This window comes from Ectopseudomonas toyotomiensis, from assembly GCF_017167985.1.
GTDB lineage: Bacteria > Pseudomonadota > Gammaproteobacteria > Pseudomonadales > Pseudomonadaceae > Aquipseudomonas > Aquipseudomonas toyotomiensis.
In genome coordinates, this window is sequence record NZ_CP070505.1 from 3397749 (window position 1) to 3424741 (window position 26993).

General features: G+C 63.3%; 23 protein-coding genes and 1 other RNA gene. 23 read left to right on the forward strand and 1 reads right to left on the reverse strand.

Annotation, left to right across the window (positions count from 1 at the left end; genetic code table 11):
* Positions 1-19: 19 nt before the first annotated feature.
* From rsmI to lpxC, 18 genes are all read left to right on the forward strand, one after another.
* Positions 20-919 (forward strand): 16S rRNA (cytidine(1402)-2'-O)-methyltransferase, encoded by a 900-nt coding sequence (gene rsmI / locus JWV26_RS15555; protein ID WP_206417265.1) that lies wholly within the window; start codon positions 20-22, stop codon positions 917-919.
* A gap of 59 nt (positions 920-978) precedes the next feature.
* An RNA gene (gene rnpB / locus JWV26_RS15560) (RNase P RNA component class A) lies at positions 979-1326 on the forward strand.
* A gap of 308 nt (positions 1327-1634) precedes the next feature.
* On the forward strand, positions 1635-2090 hold the full coding sequence (gene mraZ / locus JWV26_RS15565; RefSeq protein WP_003459315.1) for a division/cell wall cluster transcriptional repressor MraZ: 456 nt from the start codon (positions 1635-1637) through the stop codon (positions 2088-2090).
* Positions 2091-2092: 2 nt separating this feature from the next.
* Entirely contained in the window at positions 2093-3037 is a 945-nt protein-coding gene (gene rsmH, locus JWV26_RS15570) for a 16S rRNA (cytosine(1402)-N(4))-methyltransferase RsmH (protein ID WP_196456613.1), read from the forward strand.
* A gap of 20 nt (positions 3038-3057) precedes the next feature.
* A complete protein-coding gene (gene ftsL, locus JWV26_RS15575; protein ID WP_186351489.1) occupies positions 3058-3327 on the forward strand; it encodes a cell division protein FtsL in 270 nt (89 codons plus the stop codon).
* The gene (locus JWV26_RS15580) at positions 3324-5051 is read left to right on the forward strand and encodes a peptidoglycan D,D-transpeptidase FtsI family protein (protein WP_206417266.1); all 1728 of its coding nucleotides are present in this window, start codon (positions 3324-3326) and stop codon (positions 5049-5051) included. The genes ftsL and JWV26_RS15580 overlap by 4 nt, the downstream gene beginning before the upstream one ends.
* Positions 5051-6514, forward strand: a complete 1464-nt coding sequence (locus tag JWV26_RS15585; protein ID WP_206417267.1) for a UDP-N-acetylmuramoyl-L-alanyl-D-glutamate--2,6-diaminopimelate ligase — start codon at positions 5051-5053, stop codon at positions 6512-6514. Before JWV26_RS15580 ends, JWV26_RS15585 begins: the two co-directional genes overlap by 1 nt.
* A complete protein-coding gene (locus JWV26_RS15590) occupies positions 6507-7877 on the forward strand; it encodes a UDP-N-acetylmuramoyl-tripeptide--D-alanyl-D-alanine ligase (protein ID WP_206417268.1) in 1371 nt (456 codons plus the stop codon). The genes JWV26_RS15585 and JWV26_RS15590 overlap by 8 nt, the downstream gene beginning before the upstream one ends.
* The gene (gene mraY / locus JWV26_RS15595) at positions 7878-8960 is read left to right on the forward strand and encodes a phospho-N-acetylmuramoyl-pentapeptide-transferase (protein WP_017678966.1); all 1083 of its coding nucleotides are present in this window, start codon (positions 7878-7880) and stop codon (positions 8958-8960) included.
* Positions 8961-9023: 63 nt separating this feature from the next.
* Positions 9024-10313 carry a UDP-N-acetylmuramoyl-L-alanine--D-glutamate ligase gene (murD, locus tag JWV26_RS15600; RefSeq protein WP_420890301.1) on the forward strand — a complete coding sequence of 430 codons (1290 nt, stop codon included), beginning with the start codon at positions 9024-9026 and terminating at the stop codon, positions 10311-10313.
* Complete coding sequence (gene ftsW / locus JWV26_RS15605) at positions 10313-11521, forward strand: putative lipid II flippase FtsW (RefSeq protein WP_206417270.1); 1209 nt, start codon at positions 10313-10315, stop codon at positions 11519-11521. Before murD ends, ftsW begins: the two co-directional genes overlap by 1 nt.
* The gene (murG, locus tag JWV26_RS15610) at positions 11511-12581 is read left to right on the forward strand and encodes an undecaprenyldiphospho-muramoylpentapeptide beta-N-acetylglucosaminyltransferase (protein ID WP_206417271.1); all 1071 of its coding nucleotides are present in this window, start codon (positions 11511-11513) and stop codon (positions 12579-12581) included. Before ftsW ends, murG begins: the two co-directional genes overlap by 11 nt.
* Before the next feature lie 34 nt (positions 12582-12615).
* Positions 12616-14016, forward strand: a complete 1401-nt coding sequence (gene murC, locus JWV26_RS15615; RefSeq protein WP_241201313.1) for a UDP-N-acetylmuramate--L-alanine ligase — start codon at positions 12616-12618, stop codon at positions 14014-14016.
* Positions 14013-14954, forward strand: coding sequence for a D-alanine--D-alanine ligase (locus JWV26_RS15620; protein ID WP_206417273.1), 942 nt, complete (start codon positions 14013-14015; stop codon positions 14952-14954). The genes murC and JWV26_RS15620 overlap by 4 nt, the downstream gene beginning before the upstream one ends.
* A gap of 3 nt (positions 14955-14957) precedes the next feature.
* Positions 14958-15824 carry a cell division protein FtsQ/DivIB gene (locus tag JWV26_RS15625; RefSeq protein ID WP_093048769.1) on the forward strand — a complete coding sequence of 289 codons (867 nt, stop codon included), beginning with the start codon at positions 14958-14960 and terminating at the stop codon, positions 15822-15824.
* Between the two features lie 15 nt (positions 15825-15839).
* Positions 15840-17087 (forward strand): cell division protein FtsA, encoded by a 1248-nt coding sequence (gene ftsA, locus JWV26_RS15630; RefSeq protein WP_017678973.1) that lies wholly within the window; start codon positions 15840-15842, stop codon positions 17085-17087.
* Positions 17088-17129: 42 nt separating this feature from the next.
* Positions 17130-18323, forward strand: a complete 1194-nt coding sequence (gene ftsZ / locus JWV26_RS15635) for a cell division protein FtsZ (RefSeq protein WP_021488111.1) — start codon at positions 17130-17132, stop codon at positions 18321-18323.
* Positions 18324-18434: 111 nt separating this feature from the next.
* Positions 18435-19346, forward strand: coding sequence for a UDP-3-O-acyl-N-acetylglucosamine deacetylase (gene lpxC, locus JWV26_RS15640; RefSeq protein WP_013714156.1), 912 nt, complete (start codon positions 18435-18437; stop codon positions 19344-19346).
* A 156-nt stretch (positions 19347-19502) separates the two neighbouring features.
* On the opposite strand, the gene JWV26_RS15645 is transcribed toward lpxC, so the two are convergent.
* Entirely contained in the window at positions 19503-19958 is a 456-nt protein-coding gene (locus JWV26_RS15645) for a DUF721 domain-containing protein (protein WP_021488112.1), read from the reverse strand.
* A gap of 79 nt (positions 19959-20037) precedes the next feature.
* Here JWV26_RS15645 and JWV26_RS15650 point away from each other — a divergent pair, with 79 nt between their 5' ends.
* From JWV26_RS15650 to JWV26_RS15670, 5 genes are all read left to right on the forward strand, one after another.
* Positions 20038-20958 carry a M23 family metallopeptidase gene (locus JWV26_RS15650; protein WP_045734160.1) on the forward strand — a complete coding sequence of 307 codons (921 nt, stop codon included), beginning with the start codon at positions 20038-20040 and terminating at the stop codon, positions 20956-20958.
* 238 nt (positions 20959-21196) lie between these two features.
* Positions 21197-23932 (forward strand): preprotein translocase subunit SecA, encoded by a 2736-nt coding sequence (gene secA / locus JWV26_RS15655; protein ID WP_072423032.1) that lies wholly within the window; start codon positions 21197-21199, stop codon positions 23930-23932.
* Between the two features lie 159 nt (positions 23933-24091).
* Positions 24092-25309, forward strand: coding sequence for a bifunctional glutamate N-acetyltransferase/amino-acid acetyltransferase ArgJ (gene argJ, locus JWV26_RS15660; RefSeq protein WP_206417274.1), 1218 nt, complete (start codon positions 24092-24094; stop codon positions 25307-25309).
* Between the two features lie 114 nt (positions 25310-25423).
* Positions 25424-26056 (forward strand): glutathione S-transferase family protein, encoded by a 633-nt coding sequence (locus JWV26_RS15665; protein WP_206417275.1) that lies wholly within the window; start codon positions 25424-25426, stop codon positions 26054-26056.
* A complete protein-coding gene (locus JWV26_RS15670) occupies positions 26053-26991 on the forward strand; it encodes a Nudix family hydrolase (RefSeq protein WP_206417276.1) in 939 nt (312 codons plus the stop codon). The genes JWV26_RS15665 and JWV26_RS15670 overlap by 4 nt, the downstream gene beginning before the upstream one ends.
* The last annotated feature ends 2 nt before the right edge of the window (positions 26992-26993 follow it).

Sequence of the window (26993 nt, forward strand, 5' to 3'; positions counted from 1 at the left end):
AGGGGCGGAACCGGCTAGAATGAGCGCTCTTTCAATTAACGAGGTGTTTCCAGTGAGTCAGCCCGCCGTCTCAAGCGTCCAGCCAGGCAGCCTATATGTGGTCGCCACGCCCATTGGCAATCTGGATGACATCAGCGCGCGGGCGTTGCGGATCTTGCGCGAGGTGGCGCTGATCGCCGCTGAAGACACCAGGCATTCGGTGCGCCTGCTGCAGCATTTTGGAATCGAGACGCCGCTGGCTGCCTGTCACGAACACAATGAGCGCGACCAGGGCGGGCGCTTTCTGGCGCGCCTTCAGGCCGGTGAGGATGTTGCGCTGATTTCCGATGCGGGCACGCCGCTGATTTCCGACCCGGGTTACCACCTGGTGCGCCAGGCGCGCGCTGCAGGGATTGCGGTGGTGCCGGTGCCGGGCGCCTGCGCGCTGATCGCCGCGCTGTCGGCAGCTGGTCTACCCTCGGATCGCTTCATCTTCGAAGGTTTTCTGCCGGCCAAGGCGGTGGGACGCCGTACGCGTCTGGAGCAGGTGCGCGAAGAGCCACGCACGCTGATCTTCTATGAGGCGCCACATCGTATTCTCGAGTGCTTGCAGGATATGCGAGATGTGTTTGGCGGTGATCGCCCTGCATTGCTGGCGCGTGAGCTGACCAAGACCTTCGAGACTCTGCAGGGGTTGCCGCTGGCCGAACTATGCGAATGGGTGGGCGCAGACAGCAATCAGCAGCGCGGCGAGTGCGTGGTGCTGGTGGCAGGCTGGCAGGCGCCGGAAGGCGAGGACGCAGTCAGTGCCGAAGCCCTGCGTGTGCTCGATCTGTTGATGGCGGAAATGCCGCTCAAGCGCGCAGCGGCGCTGGCGGCGGAGATTACCGGGGTGCGCAAGAATCTGCTCTATCAGGTCGCTCTGGAGCGTAAGGCTTGATTCACCCGCTATCAGTCTGGCTTGCAGCTTGCCATCACGCCCGGTACCCTTGCCGGCGGAGAGTCGATCGGACAGTCGCTGCCTTCGCAAGAAGGGGGAGGAAAGTCCGGGCTCCATAGGGCGGAGTGCCAGGTAACGCCTGGGAGGCGTGAGCCTACGGAAAGTGCCACAGAAAATAACCGCCTAAGCGTTTCGGCGCCGGTAAGGGTGAAAAGGTGCGGTAAGAGCGCACCGCACGGCTGGCAACAGTCCGTGGCTAGGTAAACCCCACTCGGAGCAAGACCAAATAGGGTTCCATCGGCGTGGCCCGCGCTGGAACCGGGTAGGTTGCTAAAGGCGTGCAGTGATGTACGCCGTAGAGGAATGACTGTCCTCGACAGAACCCGGCTTACAGATCGACTCTCCTCCTTCCTTTCTCGCGTTGTGCTTCTATCTCCCTCCTGTCTGATACCGAAAAATTCTTACTCTTAACAAATTACTTTAAGTTCGAATTTCAGCTGGCTGGAATGGTTGAGATTTGTCTGTCAAAAGCCGGTTCCGGCATCCCTTTTCCCCTCGCTTTTGTTCGCTAAATCTCCGTCCTGTAAGGATTTTTCCCTTCTGGAGCGCCTTGACGGTGGGGCGTGCGCGTTCCTATAGTGTGCGCAAGTGGTAAGAAGTGGCACGAAGTGGGTTTTTTTGGGCATGGAAAGCTAATTACAGGGGAAGCGCAGCCGTGTTTCGCGGAGCTAACGCCATCAGTCTCGACGCCAAAGGGCGCCTCGCGATGCCGAGTCGGTATCGTGACGAGCTCGTTGCGCGTTGCAGTGGCCAGCTCATCGTGACCATCGACGCCGTCGACCCCTGTCTTTGCGTTTATCCCCTGGCCGAGTGGGAGCTGATCGAGAACAAGCTGCGCGAGCTGGCCTCCTTCCGTGAAGAGAACCGCCGCCTGCAGCGTCTGCTGATCGGTAATGCTGTCGATCTCGAGCTGGACGCCAGTGGCCGCTTCCTGGTGCCGCCGCGTTTGCGCGAATACGCCAAGCTGGACAAGCGAGCGATGCTCGTCGGCCAGCTGAACAAGTTTCAACTCTGGGATGAAGATTCCTGGAATGCCGTAGCCGAAGCCGACCTCGCTGCCATCAAGCAGCCCGGTGCCCTTTCCGATGACCTGCGTGACCTGATCCTGTGACCATGACCGATAGCAACTTCCGCCATATCACCGTGCTGCTCGACGAAGCTGTCGAGGGGCTGGCTGTGCGCGGTGATGGTCGTTATATGGACGGCACCTTCGGGCGTGGCGGACACAGTCGGCTGATCCTGCAGAAGCTCGGGCCAGACGGACGGCTCTTGGGGTTCGACAAGGATCCCCTGGCGATAGCCACCGGGGAAGCATTGGCGGCCGAAGACGGCCGCTTTGTCGTTGTGCAGCGCAGTTTTGCGGAACTTGGCGACGAAGCTGTTGTCCGCGGCATTTCCGGTCAGGTTTCCGGCATTCTGCTGGATCTCGGCGTGTCGTCGCCGCAGCTGGACGATCCCGAGCGTGGTTTCAGCTTCCTCAATGACGGCCCGCTGGACATGCGCATGAATCCGGATGTCGGCGTCAGTGCCGCTGACTGGATTGCCACGGCGGGTGAAGACGAAATCGCCCGCGTGCTCAAGGACTACGGCGAAGAGCGTTTCGCCAAGCGCATGGCGCGCGCCGTGGTGCAGCGCCGCGCCGAGCAGCCGTTCACCCGCACTGCCGATCTGGCCCAAGTGCTGACCGTGGCCAATCCGGCCTGGGAAAAGGGCAAGAACCCGGCGACGCGTGCCTTCCAGGGCATCCGCATCCACGTCAACAACGAACTCGGTGATCTCGAGCGCGGTCTCGAAGCGGCGCTGGAAACGCTTGAGGTCGGTGGCCGCCTGGTGGTGATCAGCTTCCACTCGCTGGAAGACCGTATCGTCAAACAGTTCATGAAGCGTCAGGCCAAGGGCGAGGCGGACAAGCTGCCGCGTGATCTGCCGATCATTCCAAAAGCCTTCGAACCGCGTCTGAAACTGATCGGCAAACCGGTCTACGCCGCTGAGGCCGAACTCAAGGCCAATCCGCGCTCGCGCAGCGCGGTGATGCGCATCGCGGAGAAATTGCGGTGAGCCGCCGGCTGATCAAATCCATGCCCAGCGGCAGCTTCCTGATGCTGCTGCTGTTCATCGCCATCCTGATTTCCGCTGTGGCGGTGTCTTACAGCGCGCACTGGAATCGTCTGTTGCTCAATGAGCTGTACGGCGAGCTGAGCGTGCGTGACAAGGCGCAGGCCGAGTGGGGACGACTGATTCTCGAGCAAAGTACCTGGACCGCGCACAACCGCATCGAAGCGTTGGCCACTGAACAGCTGAAAATGCACATCCCTGACCCTGCCGCCGTGCGCATGGTGCGTCCATGATCGGGCTCGAAGGCGCACTCTATCCCTGGCGCTTCCGCCTGGTGCTGGTGCTGCTGGCGCTGATGGTAGGCGCCATCGCCTGGCGCATGCTCGACCTGCAGGTGCTCGACCATGACTTCCTCAAGGCCCATGGCGATGCTCGCAGCGTGCGGCATATCCCGATCCCGGCGCATCGTGGTCTGATCACCGACCGCAATGGCGAGCCGCTGGCCGTCAGTACCCCTGTTACCACGCTGTGGGCCAACGGCAAGGAGCTGCAGGCCGGTCGTGAGCAGTGGCCGGCGCTGGCTGCCGCACTCGGCCAGGATCCCGTCAACTTCGCCGCGCGTCTTGAGCAGAACAAGGAGCGCGAGTTCATGTATCTGGTGCGTGGCCTGACCCCGGAGAACGGTCAGCGTGTGCTGGACCTGAAAGTCCCGGGCGTTTATGCCATCGAAGAATTCCGCCGCTTCTATCCGGCTGGCGAAGTGGCGGCTCATGTCGTCGGCTTCACCGATATCGACGACCGGGGTCGTGAGGGCATGGAGCTGGCCTACGAAGACTGGCTGGCCGGTGTGCCGGGCAAGCGCCAGGTGCTCAAGGACCGGCGTGGCAAGTTGATCAAGGACGTTCAGGTCGCGCAGAACGCCAAGGCTGGCAAGGCCTTGGCGTTGTCCATTGATCTGCGCCTGCAGTACCTGGCCCATCGCGAGCTGCGCAATGCGTTGCTGGAGAACGATGCCAAGGCCGGCAGCCTGGTGATGGTCGACGTGAAGACCGGTGAAGTGCTGGCGATGGTCAACCATCCCACCTACAACCCGAACAACCGTCGCAACCTGACCCCGGCAGCCATGCGCAACCGCGCCATGATCGACGTGTTCGAGCCTGGTTCGACCATCAAGCCGCTGTCGATGTCCGCTGCGCTGGAGACCGGTCGCTGGAAACCCAGCGACATCGTTCAGGTCGGCAACGGCACTCTGCAGATCGGCCGCTACAGCATTCGCGACGTTTCCCGCACGCAAGGTCCGGCGTTGGATCTGACCGGTATCCTGATCAACTCAAGCAACGTTGGCATGAGCAAGATCGCCTTCGACGTGGGCGGAGAGAATATCTATCACGTGCTGAGTAACCTGGGTTTCGGTCGCGATACCGGCCTCGGGTTCCCGGGTGAGCGGGTTGGCAATCTGCCCAATCACCGCCAGTGGCGGCAGGCGGAGACCGCCACGCTGTCCTACGGCTATGGCCTCTCGGTGACTGCGGTGCAACTGGCGCATGCCTATGCCGCACTGGCCAACGGTGGCGGCATGACGCCGCTGTCGATGATTCGCGTGGACAGCAAGCCGGGCGCCATGCAGGTCATGTCGCCCGACGTGGCCAAGACCCTGCAGGGCATGTTGCAGCAGGTGGTCGAGGCGCCGCGAGGCGTGTTCCGTGCCCAGGTTCCGGGTTACCACGTCGCGGGCAAGAGTGGCACCGCGCGCAAGACCAATGCTGGCGCCAAGGGCTACCAGACCAACTCCTACCGCTCTCTGTTTGCCGGTTTCGCCCCGGCGCAGGACCCGCGCATCGCGCTGGTGGTGGTGATCGACGAGCCCGGCAAGGGTGCCTACTACGGCGGCCTGATTTCCGCACCGGTGTTCAGCCGGGTGATGGCAGGTTCGCTGCGCTTGATGAACATTGCGCCAGACAATCTGCCGCCGCCCGAGCAGAAGATGGCCGCCGTTGGCCAGGGAGGGCGTAACTGATGCCCATGCCACTCAATCAACTGTTGCCAGCTGCCGAAAGCAGCGTGCTGATTCGGGAACTGACTCTGGACAGCCGCAAGGTGCGTCCGGGTGATCTGTTCCTGGCCGTGCCGGGTACCCAGCAGGATGGCCGTGTGCATATCGCCGATGCCATTGCGCGCGGCGCTGCGGCAGTGGCCTTCGAGGCCGAAGGCGCTGCACCCATGCATGCTGAAAGTGCTGTGCTGGTGCCGGTCAAGGGGCTGGCCGGCCAGCTTTCGGCCATTGCCGGGCGCTTCTACGGTGAGCCGGGCCGCGCTTTGCACCTGATCGGTGTTACGGGTACCAACGGCAAGACCAGCGTCAGCCAGTTGCTGGCTCAGGCACTGGATCTGCTCGGTCAGCGTTGTGGCATCGTCGGTACCCTGGGCACCGGTTTCCATGGCGCGCTGGAGCAGGGCAAGCACACCACCCCCGATCCGGTCGGGGTGCAGGCCACCCTGGCGTCGCTCAAGCAGGCCGGTGCGCGCGCCGTGGCGATGGAGGTTTCCTCCCATGGTCTGGATCAGGGCCGCGTCGCGGCTCTGGAGTTCGACGTGGCGGTGTTCACCAACCTGTCGCGCGATCACCTCGATTACCACGGCAGCATGGAGGCCTATGGCGCAGCCAAGGCCAAGCTGTTCGCCTGGCCGAACCTGCGTTGCCGAGTGATCAATCTTGATGACGCCTTTGGTCGTGAGCTGGCCGCGCAAACGCACGAGTCACGCCTGATCGGCTACAGCCTCAGCGATGCCAGCGCCTTCCTTTATTGCAGCGAAGCGCACTTCGACGATCACGGTGTGCGTGCACGCCTGGTGACGCCGCGTGGCGAAGGCATGCTGCGCAGCAATCTGCTCGGTCGTTTCAACCTGAGCAACCTGCTGGCGGTGGTCGGCGCGCTGCTGGGGCTGGACTATGCCCTGGACGAGATTCTCAAGGTCCTACCGCAACTGCAGGGGCCAGCGGGCCGCATGCAGCGTCTCGGTGGCGGCGACAAGCCGCTGGTGGTGGTCGACTACGCGCACACCCCGGATGCCCTGGAGAAAGTTCTCGAAGCCATGCGTCCACACGTCGAAGGGCGTCTGGTCTGCCTGTTCGGTTGCGGCGGCGATCGTGACCGTGGCAAGCGCCCGCTGATGGCCGCGGTTGCCGAACGGCTGGCCGATGCGGTGTGGGTGACCGATGACAATCCGCGTACGGAAGAGCCGGCACAGATCGTTGCCGATATCCGCGCTGGCTTCAAAGCGCCGGAGCAGGTGCAGTTCATTCACGGCCGTGGCGATGCCATCGCGCGGCTGATTGCCCAGGCTGAAGCCGCCGATGTGCTGGTACTGGCTGGCAAGGGCCATGAGGATTACCAGGAAATCATGGGCGTGCGTCAGCCGTTCTCCGATCTGATCGAAGCGAACAAGGCCCTGGCGGCCTGGGAGGCAGCGCATGCTTAAGCCATGGTTGCTCAGCGACGTCGCTACCGACCTGAACGCTCGCGTGATTGGTGCCGATGTGGCGTTCTCCGCGGTTGGCACCGACAGCCGCACCATCGCTGCAGGTCAGCTTTTCGTGGCGCTGACCGGCCCACGCTTCGATGGTCATGATTATCTGGCCGACGTTGCCGCCAAGGGGGCGGTCGCCGCGTTGGTCGAGCGTGAGGTGGAGAATGCACCGTTGCCGCAATTGCTGGTGGCCGACACGCGTCTGGCGCTCGGTCAACTAGGTGCGCTGAATCGACAGGCCTATACCGGCCCGCTGGCTGCGGTAACCGGTTCCAGCGGCAAGACCAGCGTCAAGGAGATGCTCGCGTCCATTCTGCGCGCCGGTCTGAACGGTGCGGTGCTGGCCACTCGCGGCAACCTCAACAATGATCTGGGCGCGCCGCTGACCCTACTCGAATTGGCGCCGGAGCACCGCGCCGGGGTGATCGAGCTGGGCGCCAACCATGTCGGCGAGATCGCCTACACCGTCAGCCTGACCCGGCCGCAGGTGGCGATCATCACCAATGCCGGCAATGCCCATGTGGGTGAGTTCGGCGGTCCGGAAAAGATCGTCGAGGCCAAGGGCGAGATTCTCGAAGGCCTGCCGAACGATGGCGTGGCCGTGCTCAATCTGGATGACAAGGCTTTCATCACCTGGCAGCGCCGTGCTGCCGGACGCAAGGTGCTGAGCTTTGCCTTGCGCGACACTCGCGCCGACTTCCACGGCAGCGACCTGGCCCGCGACGAGCGCGGTTGCCAGGGCTTCACCCTGCGCAGCCCGGTCGGTAGCGCGCGCATTCAGCTCAACCTGCTCGGCGAACACAACGTGGCCAACGCCCTGGCGGCCTGCGCCGCTGCTCATGCCCTGGGCATGCCGTTGGTCGCCATGGTTCAGGGGCTGGAAAGCCTGCAACCGGTCAAGGGCCGCGCCGTAGCGCAGCTGGCGCCTAACGGCGTGCGAGTCATCGATGACAGTTACAACGCCAACCCGGTGTCCATGTGTGCGGCGGTGGATATACTCGCCGCCTTCTCCGGTCGCACCGTCCTGGTGCTGGGAGACATGGGCGAGCTGGGCGAGTGGGCTGAACAGGGCCATCGCGATGTCGGCCGCCATGCCGCGGGCAAGGTCGATGCGCTGTATGCCGTTGGCCCGCTGATGCGTTTTGCGGTCGAGGAGTTTGGCTCAAAAGGCCGTCACTTCGTCGATCAAGCCGAGCTGATCGAAGCGCTTCGCGCCGAACAGGCCGGCAGCACACTACTAATCAAGGGTTCACGCAGCGCAGCCATGGACAAGGTCGTGGCGGCGCTGTGTGGCGTATCTGGGGAGATTCACTAAATGCTGCTGCTGCTGGCGGAGTACCTGCAACAGTTTCACAAGGGCTTCGCGGTCTTTCAGTACCTGACCCTGCGCGGCATCCTCGGCGTGCTCACCGCCCTGGCGCTGTCGCTGTGGCTCGGCCCGTGGATGATCCGTACCCTGCAGGTGCGGCAGATCGGCCAGGCGGTGCGCCACGATGGCCCGCAATCGCACCTGTCGAAGAAAGGCACGCCGACCATGGGCGGTGCGCTGATTCTCAGCGCCATCACCGTGAGCACCTTGCTCTGGGCCGACCTGTCCAACCGCTACGTCTGGGTGGTGCTGGCCGTGACGCTGCTGTTCGGTGCCATCGGTTGGGTCGATGACTACCGCAAGGTGATCGAGAAGAACTCGCGCGGGCTGCCGAGCCGCTGGAAGTATTTCTGGCAGTCGGTGTTCGGCCTCGCTGCCGCCGTCTTCCTTTATATGACTGCGCAGAGCCCGGTGGAGACCACCCTGATCCTGCCGCTGCTGAAAGACGTCGCCATTCCTCTGGGCGCCGGCTTCGTGGTGCTGACCTACTTCGTGATCGTCGGCACCAGCAATGCGGTGAACCTCACCGACGGCCTCGACGGCCTGGCCATCCTGCCCACCGTGATGGTGGCCGGTGCGCTGGCGATCTTCTGCTACCTGTCGGGCAACGTGAACTTCGCCGAGTACCTGCTGATTCCTTACGTGCCGGGCGCCGGTGAGCTGATCGTGTTCTGCGCCGCGCTGGTTGGTGCCGGCCTGGGCTTTCTGTGGTTCAACACTTACCCGGCGCAGGTGTTCATGGGCGACGTCGGTGCGCTGGCGCTCGGCGCCGCACTGGGCACCATCGCCGTGATCGTGCGCCAGGAAGTCGTGCTGTTCATCATGGGCGGGGTGTTCGTCATGGAAACCCTGTCGGTGATCATCCAGGTCGCCAGCTTCAAGCTGACCGGCAAGCGCGTGTTCCGCATGGCGCCGATTCACCACCATTTCGAACTCAAGGGCTGGCCTGAGCCGCGCGTGATCGTCCGTTTCTGGATCATCACCGTGATTCTCGTGCTGATCGGCCTGGCCACCCTGAAACTGAGGTAATAGAGCGTGTCATTGATCGCTTCCGACCAGTTCCGCATCGTTGTCGGCCTCGGCAAGAGCGGCATGTCCCTGGTGCGCTTCCTGGCGCAGCAGGGCGTGCGCTTTGCCGTGGCCGATACGCGCGCGAACCCGCCGGAGCTGGAGACGCTCAAGCGTGACTACCCGCAGGTGGAAGTACGTTGCGGCGAGCTGGACGTGGACTTCCTCTGCCGCGCCTCGGAGCTCTACGTGAGCCCGGGCCTGGCGGTATCGACACCGGCGCTGGCCGAGGCGGCGGCGCGCGGCGTCAAGCTGTCCGGCGATATCGACCTGTTCGCCCGCCATGCCAAGGCGCCCATCGTTGCCATCACCGGCTCCAACGCCAAGAGCACCGTCACCACCCTGGTCGGCGAGATGGCCGCTGCCGCCGGCAAGCGTGTCGCCGTGGGCGGCAACCTCGGTACGCCGGCGCTGGATCTGTTGGCCGACGATGTCGAGCTGTACGTGCTGGAGCTGTCCAGCTTCCAGCTGGAGACCACCGATCAGCTCAATGCCGAAGTGGCCACCTGCCTGAATATCAGCGAAGACCACATGGACCGTTACAGCGGTCTGCCGGCCTATCACCTGGCCAAGCATCGGATCTTCCGTGGTGCCCGTCAGGTGGTGATCAACCGTGACGACGCCCTGTCACGCCCGCTGATCGCCGACCAGGTGACCTGCTGGGAATTCGGCCTGGGCAAGCCGGACTTCAAGCGCTTTGGCCTGCTCGAGGAAAACGGCGAGAAGTCTCTGGCGTTTCGCTTCGAAGCGCTGCTGCCGGTGAGTGAGCTGAAAATTCGTGGCGCGCATAACCAGTCCAACGCCCTGGCGGCGCTGGCGCTCGGTCATGCCGTGGGCCTGCCGATGGAGGCCATGCTCGCGACCCTGCGCCTGTTCACCGGTTTGCCGCACCGCTGCCAATGGGTTGGCGAGCGTGCTGGGGTGAATTATTACGACGACTCCAAGGCCACCAATGTCGGTGCCGCGCTGGCGGCCATCGAAGGTCTCGGTGCCGATATCGCCGGCAAGCTGGTGCTGATCGCCGGTGGCGATGGCAAGGGCGCCGACTTCTCCGCACTGAAGGCTCCGGTCGCACGTTTCTGCCGTGCGGTGGTGCTACTGGGGCGTGATGCTCAGCGTCTGGCCGACACCCTGGGTGACGCCGTACCGCAGGTGCGAGTAGCGAGCCTGGAAGAAGCCGTGCAGCGCTGCAGCGATCTGGCCGAGGCCGGTGATGCCGTGCTGCTGTCGCCGGCCTGCGCCAGCCTGGACATGTTCAAGAACTTCGAAGAGCGCGGGCGCCTGTTCGCCCAGGCTGTGGAGGGACTCGTCTGATGTTGTCCTTCCTGCAGATTCGTCCCTCGCCGTTACTGGGTCGTGGCCTCGATCTGGACTTCCCGCTGCTGGCCGGTTGCCTGGGCCTGCTCGGCCTCGGCCTGGTTATGATCGCTTCGGCGTCTTCGGAAGTGGCCGCGGCGCAGACCGGTAGCCCGCTCTATCACATGATTCGCCATCTGATTTATCTGGTGATCGGTCTTGGTGCCGCGGGCGTGGTGCTGATGGTGCCGATGAACATCTGGCAGCGCTACGGCTGGATCATGCTGCTGGTGGCCTTCGCCCTGTTGGTGCTGGTGCTGGTGCCGGGCATCGGCCGCGAGGTCAACGGTGCGCGGCGCTGGATCGGCTTCGGCGCCTTCAACGTGCAGCCGTCGGAGATCGCCAAGGTGTTTGTGGTGGTCTACCTGGCCGGTTACCTGGTGCGCCGTCAGGAAGAGGTACGCGAGAGCTGGGCCGGTTTCTTCAAGCCTTTCGTCGTGCTGCTGCCAATGGCAGGCCTGTTGCTGCTGGAGCCTGACTTCGGCGCCACCGTGGTGATGATGGGCTCGGCCATGGCCATGCTGTTTTTGGGGGGCGTCGGCCTGCTGCGCTTCGGCCTGATGGTGGCCCTGGCTGTCGGTGCGGTGTTCGTCCTGGTGCAGACCCAGGAGTACCGTCTGCAGCGTCTGATCACCTTTACCGACCCCTGGGCCGACCAGTATGGCGCAGGTTACCAACTCACCCAGGCGCTGATCGCTTTCGGCCGCGGCGAGTGGTTCGGTGTCGGTCTGGGTAACAGCATTCAGAAGCAGTTCTACCTGCCGGAAGCGCACACCGACTTCGTCTTTTCGGTACTGGCAGAGGAGCTGGGCTTCGTCGGCGCGCTGGCGACCCTAGGGCTGTTCGTCTTCGTCTGTGTGCGCGGCCTGTACATCGGTCTGTGGGCCGAGAAGGCCAAGCAGTTCTTCTCCGCCTACGTGGCCTACGGTCTGTCCTTCCTGTGGATCGGTCAGTTCCTGATCAATATCGGCGTGAATACCGGTCTGTTGCCGACCAAGGGGCTGACCCTGCCATTCCTCAGCTACGGCGGCTCGTCGCTGGTGATCTGCTGCGTCAGTCTGGCGCTGCTGCTGCGTATCGAGTGGGAGCGACGCAACGTGCTGGGTAACGAGGACGTGGACTTCACCGAAGCGGATTTTGCCGAGGAGGTCAGCCATGCGCGGTAACGTGCTGATCATGGCCGGCGGCACCGGTGGTCACGTATTCCCGGCGCTGGCCTGCGCACGCGAGTTCCAGGCCCGTGGTTATGCCGTGCACTGGCTGGGCACGCCGCGTGGCATCGAGAACGAGCTGGTGCCACAGGCCGGCCTGCCGCTGCACCTGATCAACGTCAGCGGTCTGCGCGGCAAGGGCAAGCTGTCGCTGCTCAAGGCGCCGTTCCAGCTGCTGCGCTCTCTGCTGCAGGCGCGTCGCATCGTGCGTGAGCTGCAGCCGGTGTGCGTGCTTGGCATGGGCGGTTATGTCACCGGTCCCGGCGGTCTGGCCGCGCGTATGGCTGGCGTGCCGCTGGTGATTCACGAGCAGAACGCCGTGGCCGGTACCGCCAATCGTCTGCTGTCGCGTATCGCCACGCGCATTTGCGAGGCCTTCCCGAACACCTTCGGTGCTTCCGACAAGCGCCGCACCACCGGTAACCCGGTGCGTGAAGAGCTTTTCCTGGAAACGCCGCGCGAGCCGCTGGTCGGGCGCAAGCCGAAATTGCTGGTGCTGGGCGGCAGCCTGGGCGCCGAGCCGCTGAACAAATTGCTGCCGGCCGCGCTGGAGAAAATTCCTGCCGACCTACGTCCGCAGGTGTTCCACCAGGCCGGTAAGCAACATGCCGAAATCACTGCGGAGCGTTATCGCGATGCCGCGGTCGAAGCCGAGGTCGCGCCTTTCATCAAGGACATGGCGCGTGCTTATGGTTGGGCCGATCTGGTGGTTTGCCGCGCCGGTGCGCTGACCGTCAGCGAGCTGGCCGCAGCGGGGCTGCCGTCGTTTCTCGTGCCACTGCCGCACGCCATCGACGACCACCAGAGCCGCAATGCCGAATATCTGGCGAAGGAGGGCGCGGCCGTCCTTCTTGCGCAACATGCCACTGACGCGGCCCAGCTTGCCGCGCAGCTCACCGAGGTTCTGATGCACCTGGAAAAACTCAATGTCATGGGCGCCACCGCGCGTCGCCTGGCCAAGCCCGATGCCACCCGCACGGTGGTCGATATCTGCCAGGAGGTGATGCGTGGCTAAGTCTCCCGCTGCGGTCAAGGCCGAAGTGCGGCGCATGCGCCGTATCCGCCGTATCCACTTCGTCGGTATCGGCGGCGTGGGCATGTGCGGTATCGCCGAGGTGCTGCTGAACCTGGGCTACGAAGTGTCAGGCTCCGACCTCAAGGCCTCGGCCGTTACCGAGCGTCTGGAAAGCTTCGGCGCGCAGATCTTCATTGGTCACGCTGCCGAGAATGCCGAGCAAGCCGACGTGCTGGTGGTCTCCAGTGCCGTCAACACCAGCAACCCGGAAGTCGCCACCGCGCTGGAGCGGCGTATCCCGGTGGTGCCGCGTGCGGAGATGCTCGCCGAGCTGATGCGCTACCGTCACGGCATCGCGGTGGCCGGCACCCATGGCAAGACCACCACCACCAGCCTGCTGGCCTCGGTGTTCGCTGCTGGTGGCCTGGACCCGACTTTCGTCATCGGTGGCCGCCTGAACGCTGCTGGCACCAATGCTCAGCTGGGCTCCAGCCGTTTTCTGATCGCCGAGGCGGACGAGAGCGACGCCAGCTTCCTGCATCTGCAGCCGATGGTTTCGGTGGTCACCAACATCGACGCCGACCATATGAGCACCTATGGCGGTGACTTCAACCGGCTAAAGAAGACCTTCATCGAGTTTCTGCACAACCTGCCGTTCTACGGCCTCGCCGTGCTCTGCGTGGACGATCCGGTGGTGCGCGAGCTGCTGCCGCAGGTTGGCCGTCCGACCGTGACCTACGGCTTTGCCGAAGACGCCGACGTGCGCGCGATCAACGTGCGCCAGGAAGGCATGCGTACCTACTTCACCGTGCTGCGCCCGGACTGCGAGCCGCTCGACGTGTCGGTGAACATGCCGGGCAACCACAACGTCCTCAATGCTTTGGCCACCATCGCCATCGCCACCGACGAAGGCATCGACGATGCCGCCATCGTCGCCGGGCTGTCGGGCTTTCAGGGTGTAGGCCGGCGCTTCCAGGTCTACGGCGAACTGCCGGTCGACGGTGGCAGCGTGATGCTGGTGGACGACTATGGTCATCACCCGCGTGAAGTGGCCGCAGTGGTCAAGGCCGTGCGTGGCGGCTGGCCGGAGCGCCGTTTGGTGATGGTCTACCAGCCGCACCGCTACAGCCGTACCCGTGATCTGTACGACGACTTCGTACAGGTGCTCGGCGAAGCCAATGTGCTGCTGTTGGTGGAGGTCTACCCGGCTGGCGAAGAGCCGATTCCCGGTGCCGACAGCCGCCAGCTGTGTCACAGCATCCGTCAGCGTGGCCAGCTCGATCCGATCTACGTCGAGCGTGGCGCCGACCTGGCGCTGCTGCTCAAACCGCTGCTGCGTGCCGGCGACATCCTGCTGTGCCAGGGCGCGGGCGATATCGGCGCGGTGGCACCGCAACTGATCAAACACCCGCTGTTCGTGGGGGAGTCGAAATGAGTTTGCACAGTACCCTCGATCCCAAGGGCTTCGGCCGCGTCGCCGTGCTGTTCGGCGGTAAGAGCGCCGAGCGCGAGGTGTCGCTGAAATCCGGCAATGCCGTGCTCAGCGCCCTGCAGGCCGCAGGCGTGGACGCTTTCGGCATCGATGTGGGCGATGATTTCCTGGCTCGTTTGAACAGCGAGAAGATCGACCGCGCCTTTATCGTGCTGCACGGTCGTGGTGGCGAAGATGGCTCCATGCAGGGGCTGCTCGAGTGCGCCGGCATCCCCTACACCGGCAGCGGCATCCTCGCTTCGGCGCTGGCGATGGACAAGCTGCGCACCAAACAGGTCTGGCACAGCCTTGGCCTGCCGACGCCGCGCCACGCCGTGCTCACTTCGCAGGCCGACTGCGAAGCGGCAGCTGCCGAACTGGGCTTCCCGCTGATCGTCAAACCGGCCCATGAAGGTTCCAGCATCGGCATGGCCAAGGTCGACAGCGTCGAGACGCTGACCGCTGCCTGGCAGGACGCCGCGCGCTATGACAGCCAGGTGCTGGTCGAGCAGTGGATCGCCGGTCCCGAATACACCATCGCCGTGCTGCGTGGCGAAGTGCTGCCGCCCATTGGCCTGGGCACGCCGCACACCTTCTACGACTACGACGCCAAGTACCTGGCCGATGACACCCAGTACCGCATTCCCTGCGGCCTGTCGGCCGAGAAAGAGGCGGAACTGAAAGAGCTGACCGCGCGTGCCTGCGAGGCAGTGGGGACTCAGGGCTGGGCGCGTGCCGACGTGATGCAGGATGCCAGCGGCCAGTTCTGGCTGCTGGAAGTGAACACCGTGCCGGGCATGACCGACCACAGCCTGGTGCCAATGGCCGCGCGTGCTGCCGGTCTGGATTTCCAGCAACTGGTGATGGCGATCCTGGCTGACAGCGTCGCGGCGAGGGGTTAAGCGATGAGCATCGCTCTGCGTCATCAGGACTCGCTGAGGGCTCCGCAACGCGGCAAGGCCGCGCCGCGTGGCGCCAGCCGTCTGGTGGCCAAGGAGCCGATGCGCCTGCGCATGCCCAAGGCGGATTTCTCCTGGGTGGGACGGCTGCTCTGGCCGCTGCTGCTGGTTGGTCTGGGCTTTGGCGCCTACGAGGGCGCGTTGCGTCTGCTGCCCTACGCCGACCGCCCGATCGCCCGCATCAGCGTGCAGGGTGATCTGGCTTATGTCAGTCAGCAGGCGGTGCAGCGGCGGATCGCGCCGTATATCGAGGCGAGCTTCTTCAGCGCCGACCTGCGCGGCATGCGCGAGGAGCTCGAGCGCATGCCCTGGATCGCCCATGCCGAAGTGCGTCGTGTCTGGCCGGATCAGATCGACGTGCGTCTGGAGGAACAACTGCCCATCGCCCGTTGGGGTGACGAGGCGCTGCTCAACAACCAGGGTCAGGCCTTCGCGCCACAGGAGCTGGACAACTACCAGCATCTGCCGCAGCTGTCCGGCCCGAAGCGGGCGCAGCCGAAGGTGATGCAGCAGTACCAGATGCTCAGCCAACTGCTGCGGCCGATGGGCTTCACCGTGGTCGGGCTGCAGTTGCGCGAACGCGGCAGCTGGTTTCTCTCGGCTACCGAGAACGCCAGCGGCCAGCGCATCGACATCCTGCTGGGACGTGATCACGTGGTGGAAAAAATGCGTCGTTTCGCCGCCATCTATGAGCGGGAACTGAAAGAACAGAGCGCGAACATCGCGCGCATCGACCTGCGTTATGCCAACGGCCTGGCCGTGGCCTGGCGTGAGCCGGTGGAGCCGGCCGCGGCCGAGCAGAAAGTGAATTGAGGAGAGGCTGGACTAATGAATAGCGCGCAGAGCGGCAAGATGATCGTTGGCCTGGACATCGGCACCTCCAAGGTGGTGGCGCTGGTGGGCGAGGTGACGGCCGACGGCCAGCTGGAAATCGTCGGTATCGGCACCCATCCGTCGCGCGGGCTGAAGAAGGGCGTGGTGGTCAATATCGAGTCCACCGTGGCCTCGATCCAGCGCGCGGTGGAAGAGGCGCAGCTAATGGCCGGCTGCCGCATTCACTCCGCGTTCGTCGGTGTGGCCGGCAATCACATCCGCAGCCTCAACAGCCACGGTATCGTCGCCATCCGTGATCGTGAAGTGAGCCCGGCCGACATCGAGCGCGTGCTCGACGCCGCGCAGGCTGTGGCCATCCCGGCGGATCAGCGCGTGCTGCACACCCTGGCCCAGGATTACGTGATCGATAACCAGGAAGGCGTGCGCGAGCCGCTGGGCATGTCCGGCGTGCGCCTGGAGGCCAAGGTGCACGTGGTCACCTGCGCCGTGAATGCCGCGCAGAACATCGAGAAGTGCGTGCGCCGCTGCGGCCTGGAAGTCGACGACATCATCCTCGAGCAGCTTGCATCCGCTTATTCGGTACTGACCGAGGACGAGAAGGAGCTGGGCGTGTGCCTGGTGGACATCGGCGGTGGCACCACCGATATCGCCATCTTCACCGAAGGCGCGATTCGCCACACCGCGGTGATCCCGATTGCCGGTGACCAGGTCACCAACGACATCGCCATGGCCCTGCGTACGCCGACCCAGTACGCCGAGGAAATCAAGATCCGCTACGCCTGCGCCCTGGCCAAGCTGGCCGGTGCCGGCGAAACCATCAAGGTGCCGAGCGTCGGTGATCGCCCGCCGCGTGATCTCTCGCGCCAGTCTCTGGCCGAAGTGGTCGAGCCGCGTTACGACGAGCTGTTCACCCTGGTGCAGGCCGAGCTGCGCCGCAGCGGTTACGAAGACCTGATCCCGGCCGGCATCGTCATGACCGGCGGCACGGCGAAGATGGAAGGCGCGGTCGAACTGGCCGAAGAAATTTTCCACATGCCGGTTCGACTGGGCGTACCGCACAGCGTCAAGGGCATGGGCGACGTGGTGCGCAACCCGATTTATTCCACCGGTGTGGGTTTGCTGTTGTACGGGCTGCAGAAGCAGAACGACGGCATTTCCATGTCGGTGGGCAGTCCTTACCAGGACGAAAACAAAACCCCGGTACTCGAACGCATCAAGCGTTGGGTGCAAGGCAATTTCTAAATTTGCAGTAGGCGTTACAACTAGAAAGGAAGGAGAGGGATCATGTTCGAACTAGTAGATAACATTCCGCAAAGCGCGGTAATCAAAGTAATCGGTGTCGGTGGTGGCGGCGGCAACGCAGTCAATCACATGGCCGTCAGCAACATCGAGGGCGTCGAGTTCATCTGCGCCAACACCGATGCGCAGGCGCTGAAGAACATCGGCGCACGTACCGTGCTGCAGCTCGGCCCGGGCGTGACCAAGGGCCTGGGTGCCGGTGCCAATCCGGAAGTCGGTCGTCAGGCCGCGCTGGAAGATCGCGAGCGCATCGCCGAAGTGCTGCAAGGCACTGACATGGTGTTCATCACCACCGGCATGGGTGGCGGTACCGGCACCGGCGCTGCGCCGGTGATCGCTGAGGTGGCCAAGGAACTGGGCATTCTCACCGTGGCAGTGGTGACCCGTCCGTTCCCGTTCGAGGGCAAGAAGCGCATGGTCATCGCCGACGAGGGCATCCGCGCGCTGTCCGAGAGCGTCGACTCGCTGATCACCATTCCCAACGAAAAGCTGCTGACCATCCTCGGCAAGGACGCCAGCCTGCTGTCCGCCTTCGCCAAGGCTGACGACGTGCTGGCCGGCGCCGTGCGCGGTATCTCCGACATCATCAAGCGTCCGGGGATGATCAACGTCGACTTCGCCGACGTGAAAACCGTGATGAGCGAAATGGGCATGGCCATGATGGGCACCGGCTGCGCCAGCGGTCCGAACCGTGCGCGCGAAGCCACCGAAGCGGCGATCCGCAACCCGCTGCTGGAAGACGTCAACCTGCAGGGTGCGCGCGGCATTCTGGTGAACATCACTGCCGGTCCGGACCTGTCGCTGGGTGAGTATTCCGACGTGGGTAACATCATCGAGCAGTTCGCTTCCGAGCACGCCACCGTCAAGGTCGGCACCGTGATCGACGCCGACATGCGCGACGAGCTGCACGTTACCGTGGTCGCTACCGGCCTCGGCGCGCGCATGGAGAAGCCGGTGAAGGTGGTCGACAACACCGTTCAGGTCGCCGTCAGCCAGCCGGTTGCCCAGCAGCCTGCCGCGCAGCCGCGCAGCGAGCAGTCGGTCAACTACAAGGACTACGAGCGTCCCACCGTGCAGCGCCAGAGTCATGGCGGTGCGGCCACTGCAGCCAAGCTCAATACCCAGGACGACCTCGATTACCTGGATATTCCGGCTTTCCTGCGTCGCCAGGCTGATTGATGGAATTTATCAGGAGTATATGGGTGATTGGTGTTCAGCAAAGGTCGGTTCTGCTATCATTCCCGACCATTGTTGAAAACAGTTCGCAACTAGCGATATAGCGGCCAAGCCATGATCAGACAACGCACCCTGAAGAACATCATCCGTGCCACCGGCGTTGGCCTGCATTCGGGGGAGAAGGTTTACCTGACCCTGAAGCCGGCACCGGTGGATACCGGTATCGTGTTTCGTCGTACCGACCTCGACCCCGTCGTGGAAATCCGCGCGCTGGCCGGGAATGTCGGTGAAACCACCATGTCGACCACGTTGATCAATGGTGATGTCAAGGTGGATACGGTAGAGCACCTGCTTTCGGCCATGGCAGGCCTGGGCATCGATAACGCCTACGTCGAGCTCTCCGCGTCCGAAGTACCTATCATGGATGGTAGCGCTGGTCCCTTTGTATTCCTGATTCAATCCGCTGGCCTGCAGGAGCAGGAAGCGCCGAAGAAGTTCATCCGCATCCTGCGTGAGGTGACGGTGGAGGAGGGCGACAAGCGCGCCACCTTCGTACCTTTCGACGGCTTCAAGGTGAGCTTCGAGATCGACTTCGATCACCCCGTGTTCCGCAATCGTACGCAGAGCGCCAGTGTGGATTTCTCCAGCACGTCTTTCGTCAAGGAAGTCAGCCGGGCCCGCACCTTCGGCTTCATGCGTGACATCGAGTTCCTGCGTTCGCAGAACCTGGCACTCGGTGGCAGTGTGGAAAACGCCATCGTGGTCGACGAATATCGTGTGCTCAACGAAGACGGCCTGCGTTACGAGGACGAATTCGTCAAACACAAGATTCTCGATGCCATCGGCGATCTGTACCTGCTGGGCAACAGCCTGATCGGCGAGTTCAAGGGCTTCAAGTCTGGTCACGCGCTGAACAATCGTTTGCTGCGTACGTTGATCGAACAGACCGATGCCTGGGAAATGGTGACCTTCGAGGACGCCAAGCTCGCACCGATCTCTTACATGCGCCCGGTTGCGGCGGTGTAAACCAACTCTCTTTTCCAGCTTTATTTGAGGCCACCTTCGGGTGGCCTTTTTTATGGCCGGTCACTCTGTGGAGTGGGACTTTGGGGAGAGGGTCTCTGGCGCCATTTGTCTGGCGCCTGCCTCGAAACGAGTTTTACCGACGAGCGGAGCGGGGGCTTATTGGTCTTTCTGCGTGTGGCTGGCCAGGCGCTCGAGTGCCGCGCGTAGCCTGGGGTCGCTGATACCTTCGGCCGTTGCCTGGATGCTTTGTGCGGCGCTATTCGACAAGTGCAAGGTGCGACCGGTTCCACGATTCTGGCCGCCTTGAGGTTGCACCTTGAACATGATTTTCGTTAAGGTCGCGAATTCTTCAAGTGCCTGCAGTTGTCGTTGCAGTCTTCTTTGCTGATAACGCAGGCGTGTTGCCCAGTGGCCATCGGTCACGATCAATAACAAGCAGCCGTCGCGCCAGGACGCTACATGACAGTGTTCCCGGGCAGCAGGCTGCAGCTGGCTATCGACAAGACGCTGCAGGTGGGTAAGGCGTTGCGCCTGACCGAACAGCGCTTTCAGGGGCTTGGCTTCGCGTAACAGCTTAGCGGGTGCCTGGGCCGGCAAGGGACGAAACGTCATGGCAGGAAGCCTTAAGTTGCAGAGCCGTCATGGTAGCAGAGCGTGCTACCGGCCTGTGTTCTGCGAAAAGGGGAAGCCATTGCATATCATCTTGCTCAATAGCCGTCACGGTTCGGCGCGAACGATCAATCTGGACCTGCGCTGGTTGCTGCTCTCGGTCGTCCTGCTCCTGGTCCTGAGCCTTGCTGCCGGTGCTGCGATGGGCGCCAAGTGGTTGACCGCCGAACCTGTGGTCGACACCTCGCTGGTCGAAGCCCTCGACCAGCAGCGCGAGCAGGTCGGCGCCGTGCGCCAGGACGCGCAACGTCAGCTCGACGCCTTCGCTGTGCATGTTGCCGAGCTGCAGGCGCGTCTCACCCGGCTCGATGCCCTGGGTGAGCGCCTCACCGAACTGGCGGAACTGGACGCCGGTGAGTTCGACTTCTCCCTCAGTGTCGGTCAGGGCGGCGCGGAAGATCCACTGGGGGCTTCGGCCTATGCGCCGCCGCCTTTCATGAACGCCCTGGATGAGCTGGCGCTGCGCGTGGAGAGTCGTGAGCAGCAGTTGGAAGTGCTGGAGCAACTGCTTGGCGAGCGCCGCCTGAGTGAAGCGGAAACACTGTCCGGTCGCCCGGTCTTGCAAGGTTATGTATCGTCACCTTTCGGCCGTCGTGTGCATCCGCTGACCGGCCGCGCCAGTGTCCACAAGGGCATCGATTTCGCGGCCAAGCCTGGCAGTGACGTGGTTTCGGTGGCGGCGGGTGTGGTGACTTTTTCCGGCAGGAAGAATGGTTACGGCAATACCGTGGAAATCAGTCACACGGATGGTTACGTCACGCTCTATGCCCACAACCAGAGCAATACCGTGCAGATCGGCGATCTGGTGCAGCGCGGCCAGACCATCGCCAAGGTCGGCCGCAGTGGTCGCTCCACCGGTTATCACGTGCACTTCGAAGTCAGCAAGGATGGCCGACAGGTCAATCCCGCCCTCTATATCGCACGAGCCAACGGCGTCGAGTGAGTCAACGGCGATGGCTGGCCTTGAATTGCCAGCATTCATCCCCATATAAAGTTTCACGCCGCGCCCCTGGCTGACCGGGGATGCGTGGCCTGCGCCATCACACGGCAGCAACGGGCTGACAACGTCACTTTCCTCCCTGAGTTTTCCGGGTAGAATGCCCCCTTCGCCCGCAGCCATGCTGGCTGCCAGGTCGCGATTTGCGCCGACCTCCATCCATTCGCCGGAAGATCCTGTCGATATGTTTGCGCCTCTGTTTAAAAAACTTTTCGGAAGCAAGAATGAGCGTGAAGTCAAACGCTTGCTCAAGGCGGTGCAGTCCGTCAACGTCCTCGAAGAGCAGATGATCGCCCTCTCGGACGAGCAACTGCGTGGCAAGACCGAAGAGTTCAAGGGCCGTCTGGCTCAGGGCGAAACCCTCGACAAGCTGCTTCCCGAAGCCTTTGCCGTGGCCCGTGAGGCCGGTAAGCGAGTGATGGGCATGCGCCACTTCGATGTGCAGCTGATCGGCGGCATGACCCTGCATGAAGGCAAGATCGCCGAGATGCGTACCGGTGAGGGCAAGACCCTGGTAGGTACCCTGGCGGTTTACCTCAACGCGCTGTCCGGCAAGGGCGTGCACGTGGTCACGGTCAACGAATACCTGGCCCGCCGCGACGCCAATTGGATGCGTCCGCTGTACGAGTTCCTCGGCCTGACCGTGGGTATCGTCACCCCCTTCCAGCCGCCGGAAGAGAAGCGCGCCGCTTACGCCGCTGACATCACCTACGGCACCAACAACGAATTCGGTTTCGACTACCTGCGCGACAACATGGCCTTCAGCCTGGAAGACAAGTTCCAGCGCGAGCTGAATTTCGCCGTGATCGACGAAGTCGACTCCATCCTCATCGACGAAGCGCGTACCCCGCTGATCATCTCCGGTCAGGCCGAGGACAGCTCCAAGCTGTACATCGAGATCAACAAGCTGATCCCGCGCCTCAAGCAGCACATCGAGGAAGAGGAAGGCGTGGTGACTCAGGAAGGTCACTACAAGGTCGACGAGAAATCGCGCCAGGTCGAACTCAACGAGGCCGGCCACCAGTACGTCGAAGAGATGCTCACCGCTGCAGGCCTGCTGGCCGAGGGTGAGAGCCTGTATTCCGCGCACAACCTCGGTCTGCTGACTCACGTTTACGCCGGCCTGCGTGCGCACAAGCTGTTCAATCGCAATGTCGAGTACATCGTGCAGAACGGTCAGGTGATCCTGATCGACGAGCACACCGGCCGTACCATGCCAGGTCGCCGCCTCTCCGAGGGCCTGCATCAGGCCATCGAAGCGAAGGAAGGGGTGAACATTCAGGCCGAGAGCCAGACCCTCGCCTCGACCACCTTCCAGAACTACTTCCGTCTCTACAACAAACTGTCCGGCATGACCGGTACCGCCGACACCGAGGCTTTCGAGTTCCGCCAGATCTACGGTCTGGACGTGATGGTGATCCCGACCAACAAGCCGGTCGCGCGCAAGGACTTCAACGACCTGGTCTACCTGACCCAGGAAGAGAAGTACCAGGCGATCATCGCCGACATCAAGGACTGCCAGGCCCAGGGCCGGCCGATCCTGGTTGGTACCGCCACTATCGAAACCTCCGAGTACGTCAGCCAGTTGCTGAATCAGGAAGGTATCGAGCACAAGGTGCTCAACGCCAAGTTCCACGACAAGGAAGCCGAGATCATCGCCCAGGCCGGTCGTCCGGGCGCGCTGACCATCGCCACCAACATGGCCGGTCGTGGTACCGACATCCTTCTCGGTGGCAACTGGGAAGTGGAAGTCGCGGCGCTGGAAAACCCGACCGACGAGCAGATCGCGCAGATCAAGAGCGAGTGGCAGAAGCGTCACCAGCAGGTGATCGAAGCCGGCGGCCTGCATGTGATCGCTTCCGAGCGCCACGAATCGCGTCGTATCGACAATCAGCTGCGCGGTCGTGCCGGCCGTCAGGGTGACCCGGGTTCCAGCCGCTTCTACCTGTCGCTGGAAGACAACCTGATGCGCATCTTCGCCTCGGATCGGGTGAAGAACTTCATGAAGGCTCTTGGTATGCAGTCCGGCGAGGCCATCGAGCACCGCATGGTCACCAACGCCATCGAGAAGGCCCAGCGCAAGGTCGAGGGCCGCAACTTCGACATGCGCAAGCAACTGCTCGAATTCGATGACGTGGCCAACGAGCAGCGCAAGGTGATCTACCACATGCGCAACAGCCTGCTGGCTGCCGAGAGCGTTGGCGACACCATCGCCGAGTTCCGCGAGGAAGTGCTGACCGCTGCGGTCAACAACCACATCCCGCCGCAGTCGATGCCAGAGCAGTGGGACGTGGCTGGCCTGGAGTCGACGCTGCAGAGCGACTTCGGCATCAAGCTGCCGATCCAGCAGTGGCTGGATGAAGACGACAAGCTGTACGAGGAAACCCTGCGTGAGCGCATCCTGGCCGAGCTGCTGAGCGCGTACAACGAAAAGGAAACCCAGGCCAGTGCCGAGGCCCTGCGTACCTTCGAGAAGCAGATTCTGCTGCGCGTGCTGGATGACCTGTGGAAAGACCACCTGTCGACCATGGACCACCTGCGTCACGGTATTCACCTGCGCGGTTACGCGCAGAAGAACCCGAAACAGGAATACAAGCGCGAGTCCTTCGCCCTGTTCCAGGAGCTGCTGGAGTCGATCAAGCGCGACACCATTCGCGTGCTCAGCCACGTTCAGGTACGTCGCGAAGATCCGGCCGAAGAAGAAGCCCGACTGCGTCGCGAGGCTGAAGCGATGGCCGAGCGCATGCAGTTCCAGCACGCTGACGCTTCGGCCCTGGCGGCTGAAGAGAGCAATGGCGAAGAGGGCGACGTCGCTGTGGCTGCAGCGCCAGTACGCGCCGAGCCGAAGGTCGGCCGCAACGAACCGTGCCCTTGTGGCTCGGGCAAGAAGTACAAGCACTGCCACGGTCAGATCGGCTGATCATGGCAGCTGCGCGCCGCTAAAGGCGCTTGCAGTAGAGAGGGCTTCGGCTATGCTGTCGCCGCCCTCGATGACGCCGCGACGGCTCTGCCGCTCGCGGCGTTTTACCATCTTTCAGACCGCCTGGCGGTCGGCAACGTCTCACAAGGAGCTCACCTTATGGCTGTTGGTCTTGGCCCGCTGTCTACCCTGCACCCGGTTCCTGGTTTCGAGCTGGGCATCGCCTCAGCCGGCATCAAGCGTCCCGGGCGCAAGGATGTGGTGGTGATGCGCTGTGCCGAAGGTTCGCGTATTGCCGGGGTGACAACCACCAACGCCTTCTGTGCGGCGCCGGTACTGATCACTCGCGAGCGCCTGGGTGGTGAAGTGCGTTATCTGCTGACCAATACCGGCAATGCCAATGCCGGTACCGGCGCCGATGGCTTGGCCCGTGCGCGCCGTGCCTGTGCACGCCTGGCCGAGCTGACCGGTGTAACCGAAAGCGCCGTACTGCCGTTCTCCACCGGTGTGATCGGCGAGCCGCTGCCGGTGGAGAAGATCGAGTCCGCATTGCAGGCCGCGCTGGATGATCTCAAGGCCGACAACTGGGAAGCGGCTGCCACCGGCATCATGACCACCGACACCCTGCCCAAGGGCGCCAGCCGGCAGTTCCAGCATGATGGCGTGACCATCACCGTGACCGGCATCTCCAAGGGCGCCGGCATGATCCGGCCGAACATGGCGACCATGCTCGGCTACATCGCCACTGACGCCAAGGTCGCTCAGGGCGTGCTGCAGGATCTGGTGCGCGACGCGGCGAACAAGTCGTTCAACCGCATCACCATCGACGGTGATACCTCCACCAACGACTGCTGCATGCTGATCGCCACCGGCCAGGCGGCCCTGGCGGAAATCACCGAGGCCTCCGGCGAGTTGTTCGCCAAGCTCAAGCAGGCCGTGTTCGAGGTGTTCATGGAGGTGGCGCAGGCCATCGTCCGTGACGGCGAAGGTGCGACCAAGTTCGTCACTGTTCAGGTCAATGCTGGTGGCACCCATCAGGAGTGCCTGGACGTGGCTTACACGGTGGCCCACTCGCCGCTGATCAAGACCGCACTGTTCGCCTCCGACCCGAACTGGGGACGCATCCTCGCTGCTGTCGGCTATGCCGGCGTACCGCAACTGGATGTGAGCAAGATCGACGTGTTCCTCGGCGAAGTCTGCATCGCCAGCAAGGGTTGCCGTGCAACCACCTACACCGAAGAGCAGGGAGCGGCGGTGATGGCCCGTGAGGAAATCACCATCCGTATCGAGCTGGGACGCGGCACCTGCAGCGAGACCATCTGGACCACCGACCTGTCCCACGAGTACGTCAAGATCAACGCCGAATACCGCACCTGATCGCGTCCTGCTCGTCCGTATTCCCGCGCCTCATGACCCCATGACGCGCGGGAATTTGCTATTCGGGAGGCAGGCTTTTAACGTCGAGTGACTTCATTCCCGAGGACGCGCGAGATGGCACTGAAACTGGTGATTGGCGACAAGAACTATTCCTCCTGGTCGTTGCGCGCCGCGCTGACTGTCGAGCTGGCTGGAGTGGAATGTGAAGAAGTGCTGGTGCGCCTGTATCAGCCCGACAGCCGCGCGCAATTGCAGCGTCATTCGCCCACCGGCAAGGTGCCTGTGCTGCTCACCGAGCAGGGACCGGTGTGGGATTCGCTGGCGATAGCCGAATATCTGGCCGAGTGCTACCCCGAGGTGCAGCTATGGCCGCAGGATCGCCAGGCCCGCGCCTTGGCGCGTAGTGTCTGTGCGGAGATGCACAGTGGCTTCAGCGCTCTGCGCAGCCACCTGCCGATGGATCTGGCGCGTGACAAGGCGCTGACCGAGCTGCCGGACGCGGCGCAGGCCGATATCGATCGTATTTGCGCGATCTGGGCCGATTGCCGCGAGCGCTTCGCCACTTCAGGCAACTATCTGTTCGGTCAGGCCAGCATTGCCGATGCCTTCTATGCGCCGGTCGCCGCGCGTCTGCGCAGTTATCATGTGGCGCTACCGACAACGGCAGCAGCCTATGTCGAAACCATCTACCGCTGGCCGGCGTTCCGGCGCTGGTATCAGGCAGCATTGCAGGAGGTAAGGGGGTGAAGCGCGTTCATGTCGCAGCAGCGTTGATTCGGGGTGTCGATGGACGCATCCTGATCGCCAGGCGACCCGATGACAAACACCAGGGCGGTCTGTGGGAGTTTCCCGGCGGCAAGGTGGAGGACGGTGAGGCGGTGCGGATCGCCCTTGATCGTGAACTGCAGGAGGAACTGGGGATTCGTCCGCAGGCTGCGCGCCCGCTGATCCAGATTCGCCACGACTACCCGGACAAGCAGGTGTTGCTGGACGTCTGGGAAGTCTCGGCCTTCAGTGGCGAGCCGCATGGTGCCGAGGGCCAGCCATTGGCCTGGGTCAACGAACGGCAGTTGCTGGAATACGAATTCCCCGCCGCCAACAAACCCATAGTCGCTGCCGCGCGCTTGCCGGAGCGCTACCTGATCACCCCGGATGGCCTGCAGTCGAGTGAGCTGCTTGCCGGCATCCGCAGTGCTCTGGCGCAGGGGGTAAGGCTGATACAGCTGCGCGCGCCGAACATGTTCGACCCGCAATACCGCGATCTGGCTGTCGACGTGCAAGGGCTGTGTGCCGGCAAGGCGCAACTGATGCTCAAGGGACCGCTGGAGTGGTTGGGCGATTTTCCCGCGGCTGGCTGGCACCTGACGGCTGAACAGCTGCGCAAGTATGCCGCTGGCGGCCGCCCTTTCCCTGAGGGTCGCTGGCTGGCGGCGTCCTGCCACAATGCCGAGGAGCTGTCGCTGGCCATGCAGATGGGCGTGGATTTCGTCACCCTATCCGCCGTGCAGGCGACCGCGACTCATCCCGAGGCGCAGCCGCTGGGCTGGGACGCTGCAAGCGAGATGCTGACTCATTTCAACCTGCCGGCTTATCTGCTGGGCGGCGTAGGCCCGGCGGATATCGAGCGCGCCTGGCAGATCGGCGCCCAAGGCGTGGCCGGAATCCGCGCGTTCTGGCCGTAGTA

Coding starts and splice junctions, on each gene's coding strand:
- rsmI (WP_206417265.1), top strand. CDS start 20: ATGAGCGCTCTTTCAATTAACGAGGTGTTTCCAGTGAGTCAGCCCGCC.
- rsmH (WP_196456613.1), top strand. CDS start 2,093: ATGACCGATAGCAACTTCCGCCATATCACCGTGCTGCTCGACGAAGCT.
- ftsL (WP_186351489.1), top strand. CDS start 3,058: ATGCCCAGCGGCAGCTTCCTGATGCTGCTGCTGTTCATCGCCATCCTG.
- JWV26_RS15580 (WP_206417266.1), top strand. CDS start 3,324: ATGATCGGGCTCGAAGGCGCACTCTATCCCTGGCGCTTCCGCCTGGTG.
- JWV26_RS15585 (WP_206417267.1), top strand. CDS start 5,051: ATGCCCATGCCACTCAATCAACTGTTGCCAGCTGCCGAAAGCAGCGTG.
- JWV26_RS15590 (WP_206417268.1), top strand. CDS start 6,507: ATGCTTAAGCCATGGTTGCTCAGCGACGTCGCTACCGACCTGAACGCT.
- mraY (WP_017678966.1), top strand. CDS start 7,878: ATGCTGCTGCTGCTGGCGGAGTACCTGCAACAGTTTCACAAGGGCTTC.
- murD (WP_420890301.1), top strand. CDS start 9,024: ATGTCCCTGGTGCGCTTCCTGGCGCAGCAGGGCGTGCGCTTTGCCGTG.
- ftsW (WP_206417270.1), top strand. CDS start 10,313: ATGTTGTCCTTCCTGCAGATTCGTCCCTCGCCGTTACTGGGTCGTGGC.
- murG (WP_206417271.1), top strand. CDS start 11,511: ATGCGCGGTAACGTGCTGATCATGGCCGGCGGCACCGGTGGTCACGTA.
- murC (WP_241201313.1), top strand. CDS start 12,616: ATGCGCCGTATCCGCCGTATCCACTTCGTCGGTATCGGCGGCGTGGGC.
- JWV26_RS15620 (WP_206417273.1), top strand. CDS start 14,013: ATGAGTTTGCACAGTACCCTCGATCCCAAGGGCTTCGGCCGCGTCGCC.
- JWV26_RS15625 (WP_093048769.1), top strand. CDS start 14,958: ATGAGCATCGCTCTGCGTCATCAGGACTCGCTGAGGGCTCCGCAACGC.
- ftsA (WP_017678973.1), top strand. CDS start 15,840: ATGAATAGCGCGCAGAGCGGCAAGATGATCGTTGGCCTGGACATCGGC.
- ftsZ (WP_021488111.1), top strand. CDS start 17,130: ATGTTCGAACTAGTAGATAACATTCCGCAAAGCGCGGTAATCAAAGTA.
- lpxC (WP_013714156.1), top strand. CDS start 18,435: ATGATCAGACAACGCACCCTGAAGAACATCATCCGTGCCACCGGCGTT.
- JWV26_RS15645 (WP_021488112.1), bottom strand. CDS start 19,958: ATGACGTTTCGTCCCTTGCCGGCCCAGGCACCCGCTAAGCTGTTACGC.
- secA (WP_072423032.1), top strand. CDS start 21,197: ATGTTTGCGCCTCTGTTTAAAAAACTTTTCGGAAGCAAGAATGAGCGT.
- argJ (WP_206417274.1), top strand. CDS start 24,092: ATGGCTGTTGGTCTTGGCCCGCTGTCTACCCTGCACCCGGTTCCTGGT.
- JWV26_RS15665 (WP_206417275.1), top strand. CDS start 25,424: ATGGCACTGAAACTGGTGATTGGCGACAAGAACTATTCCTCCTGGTCG.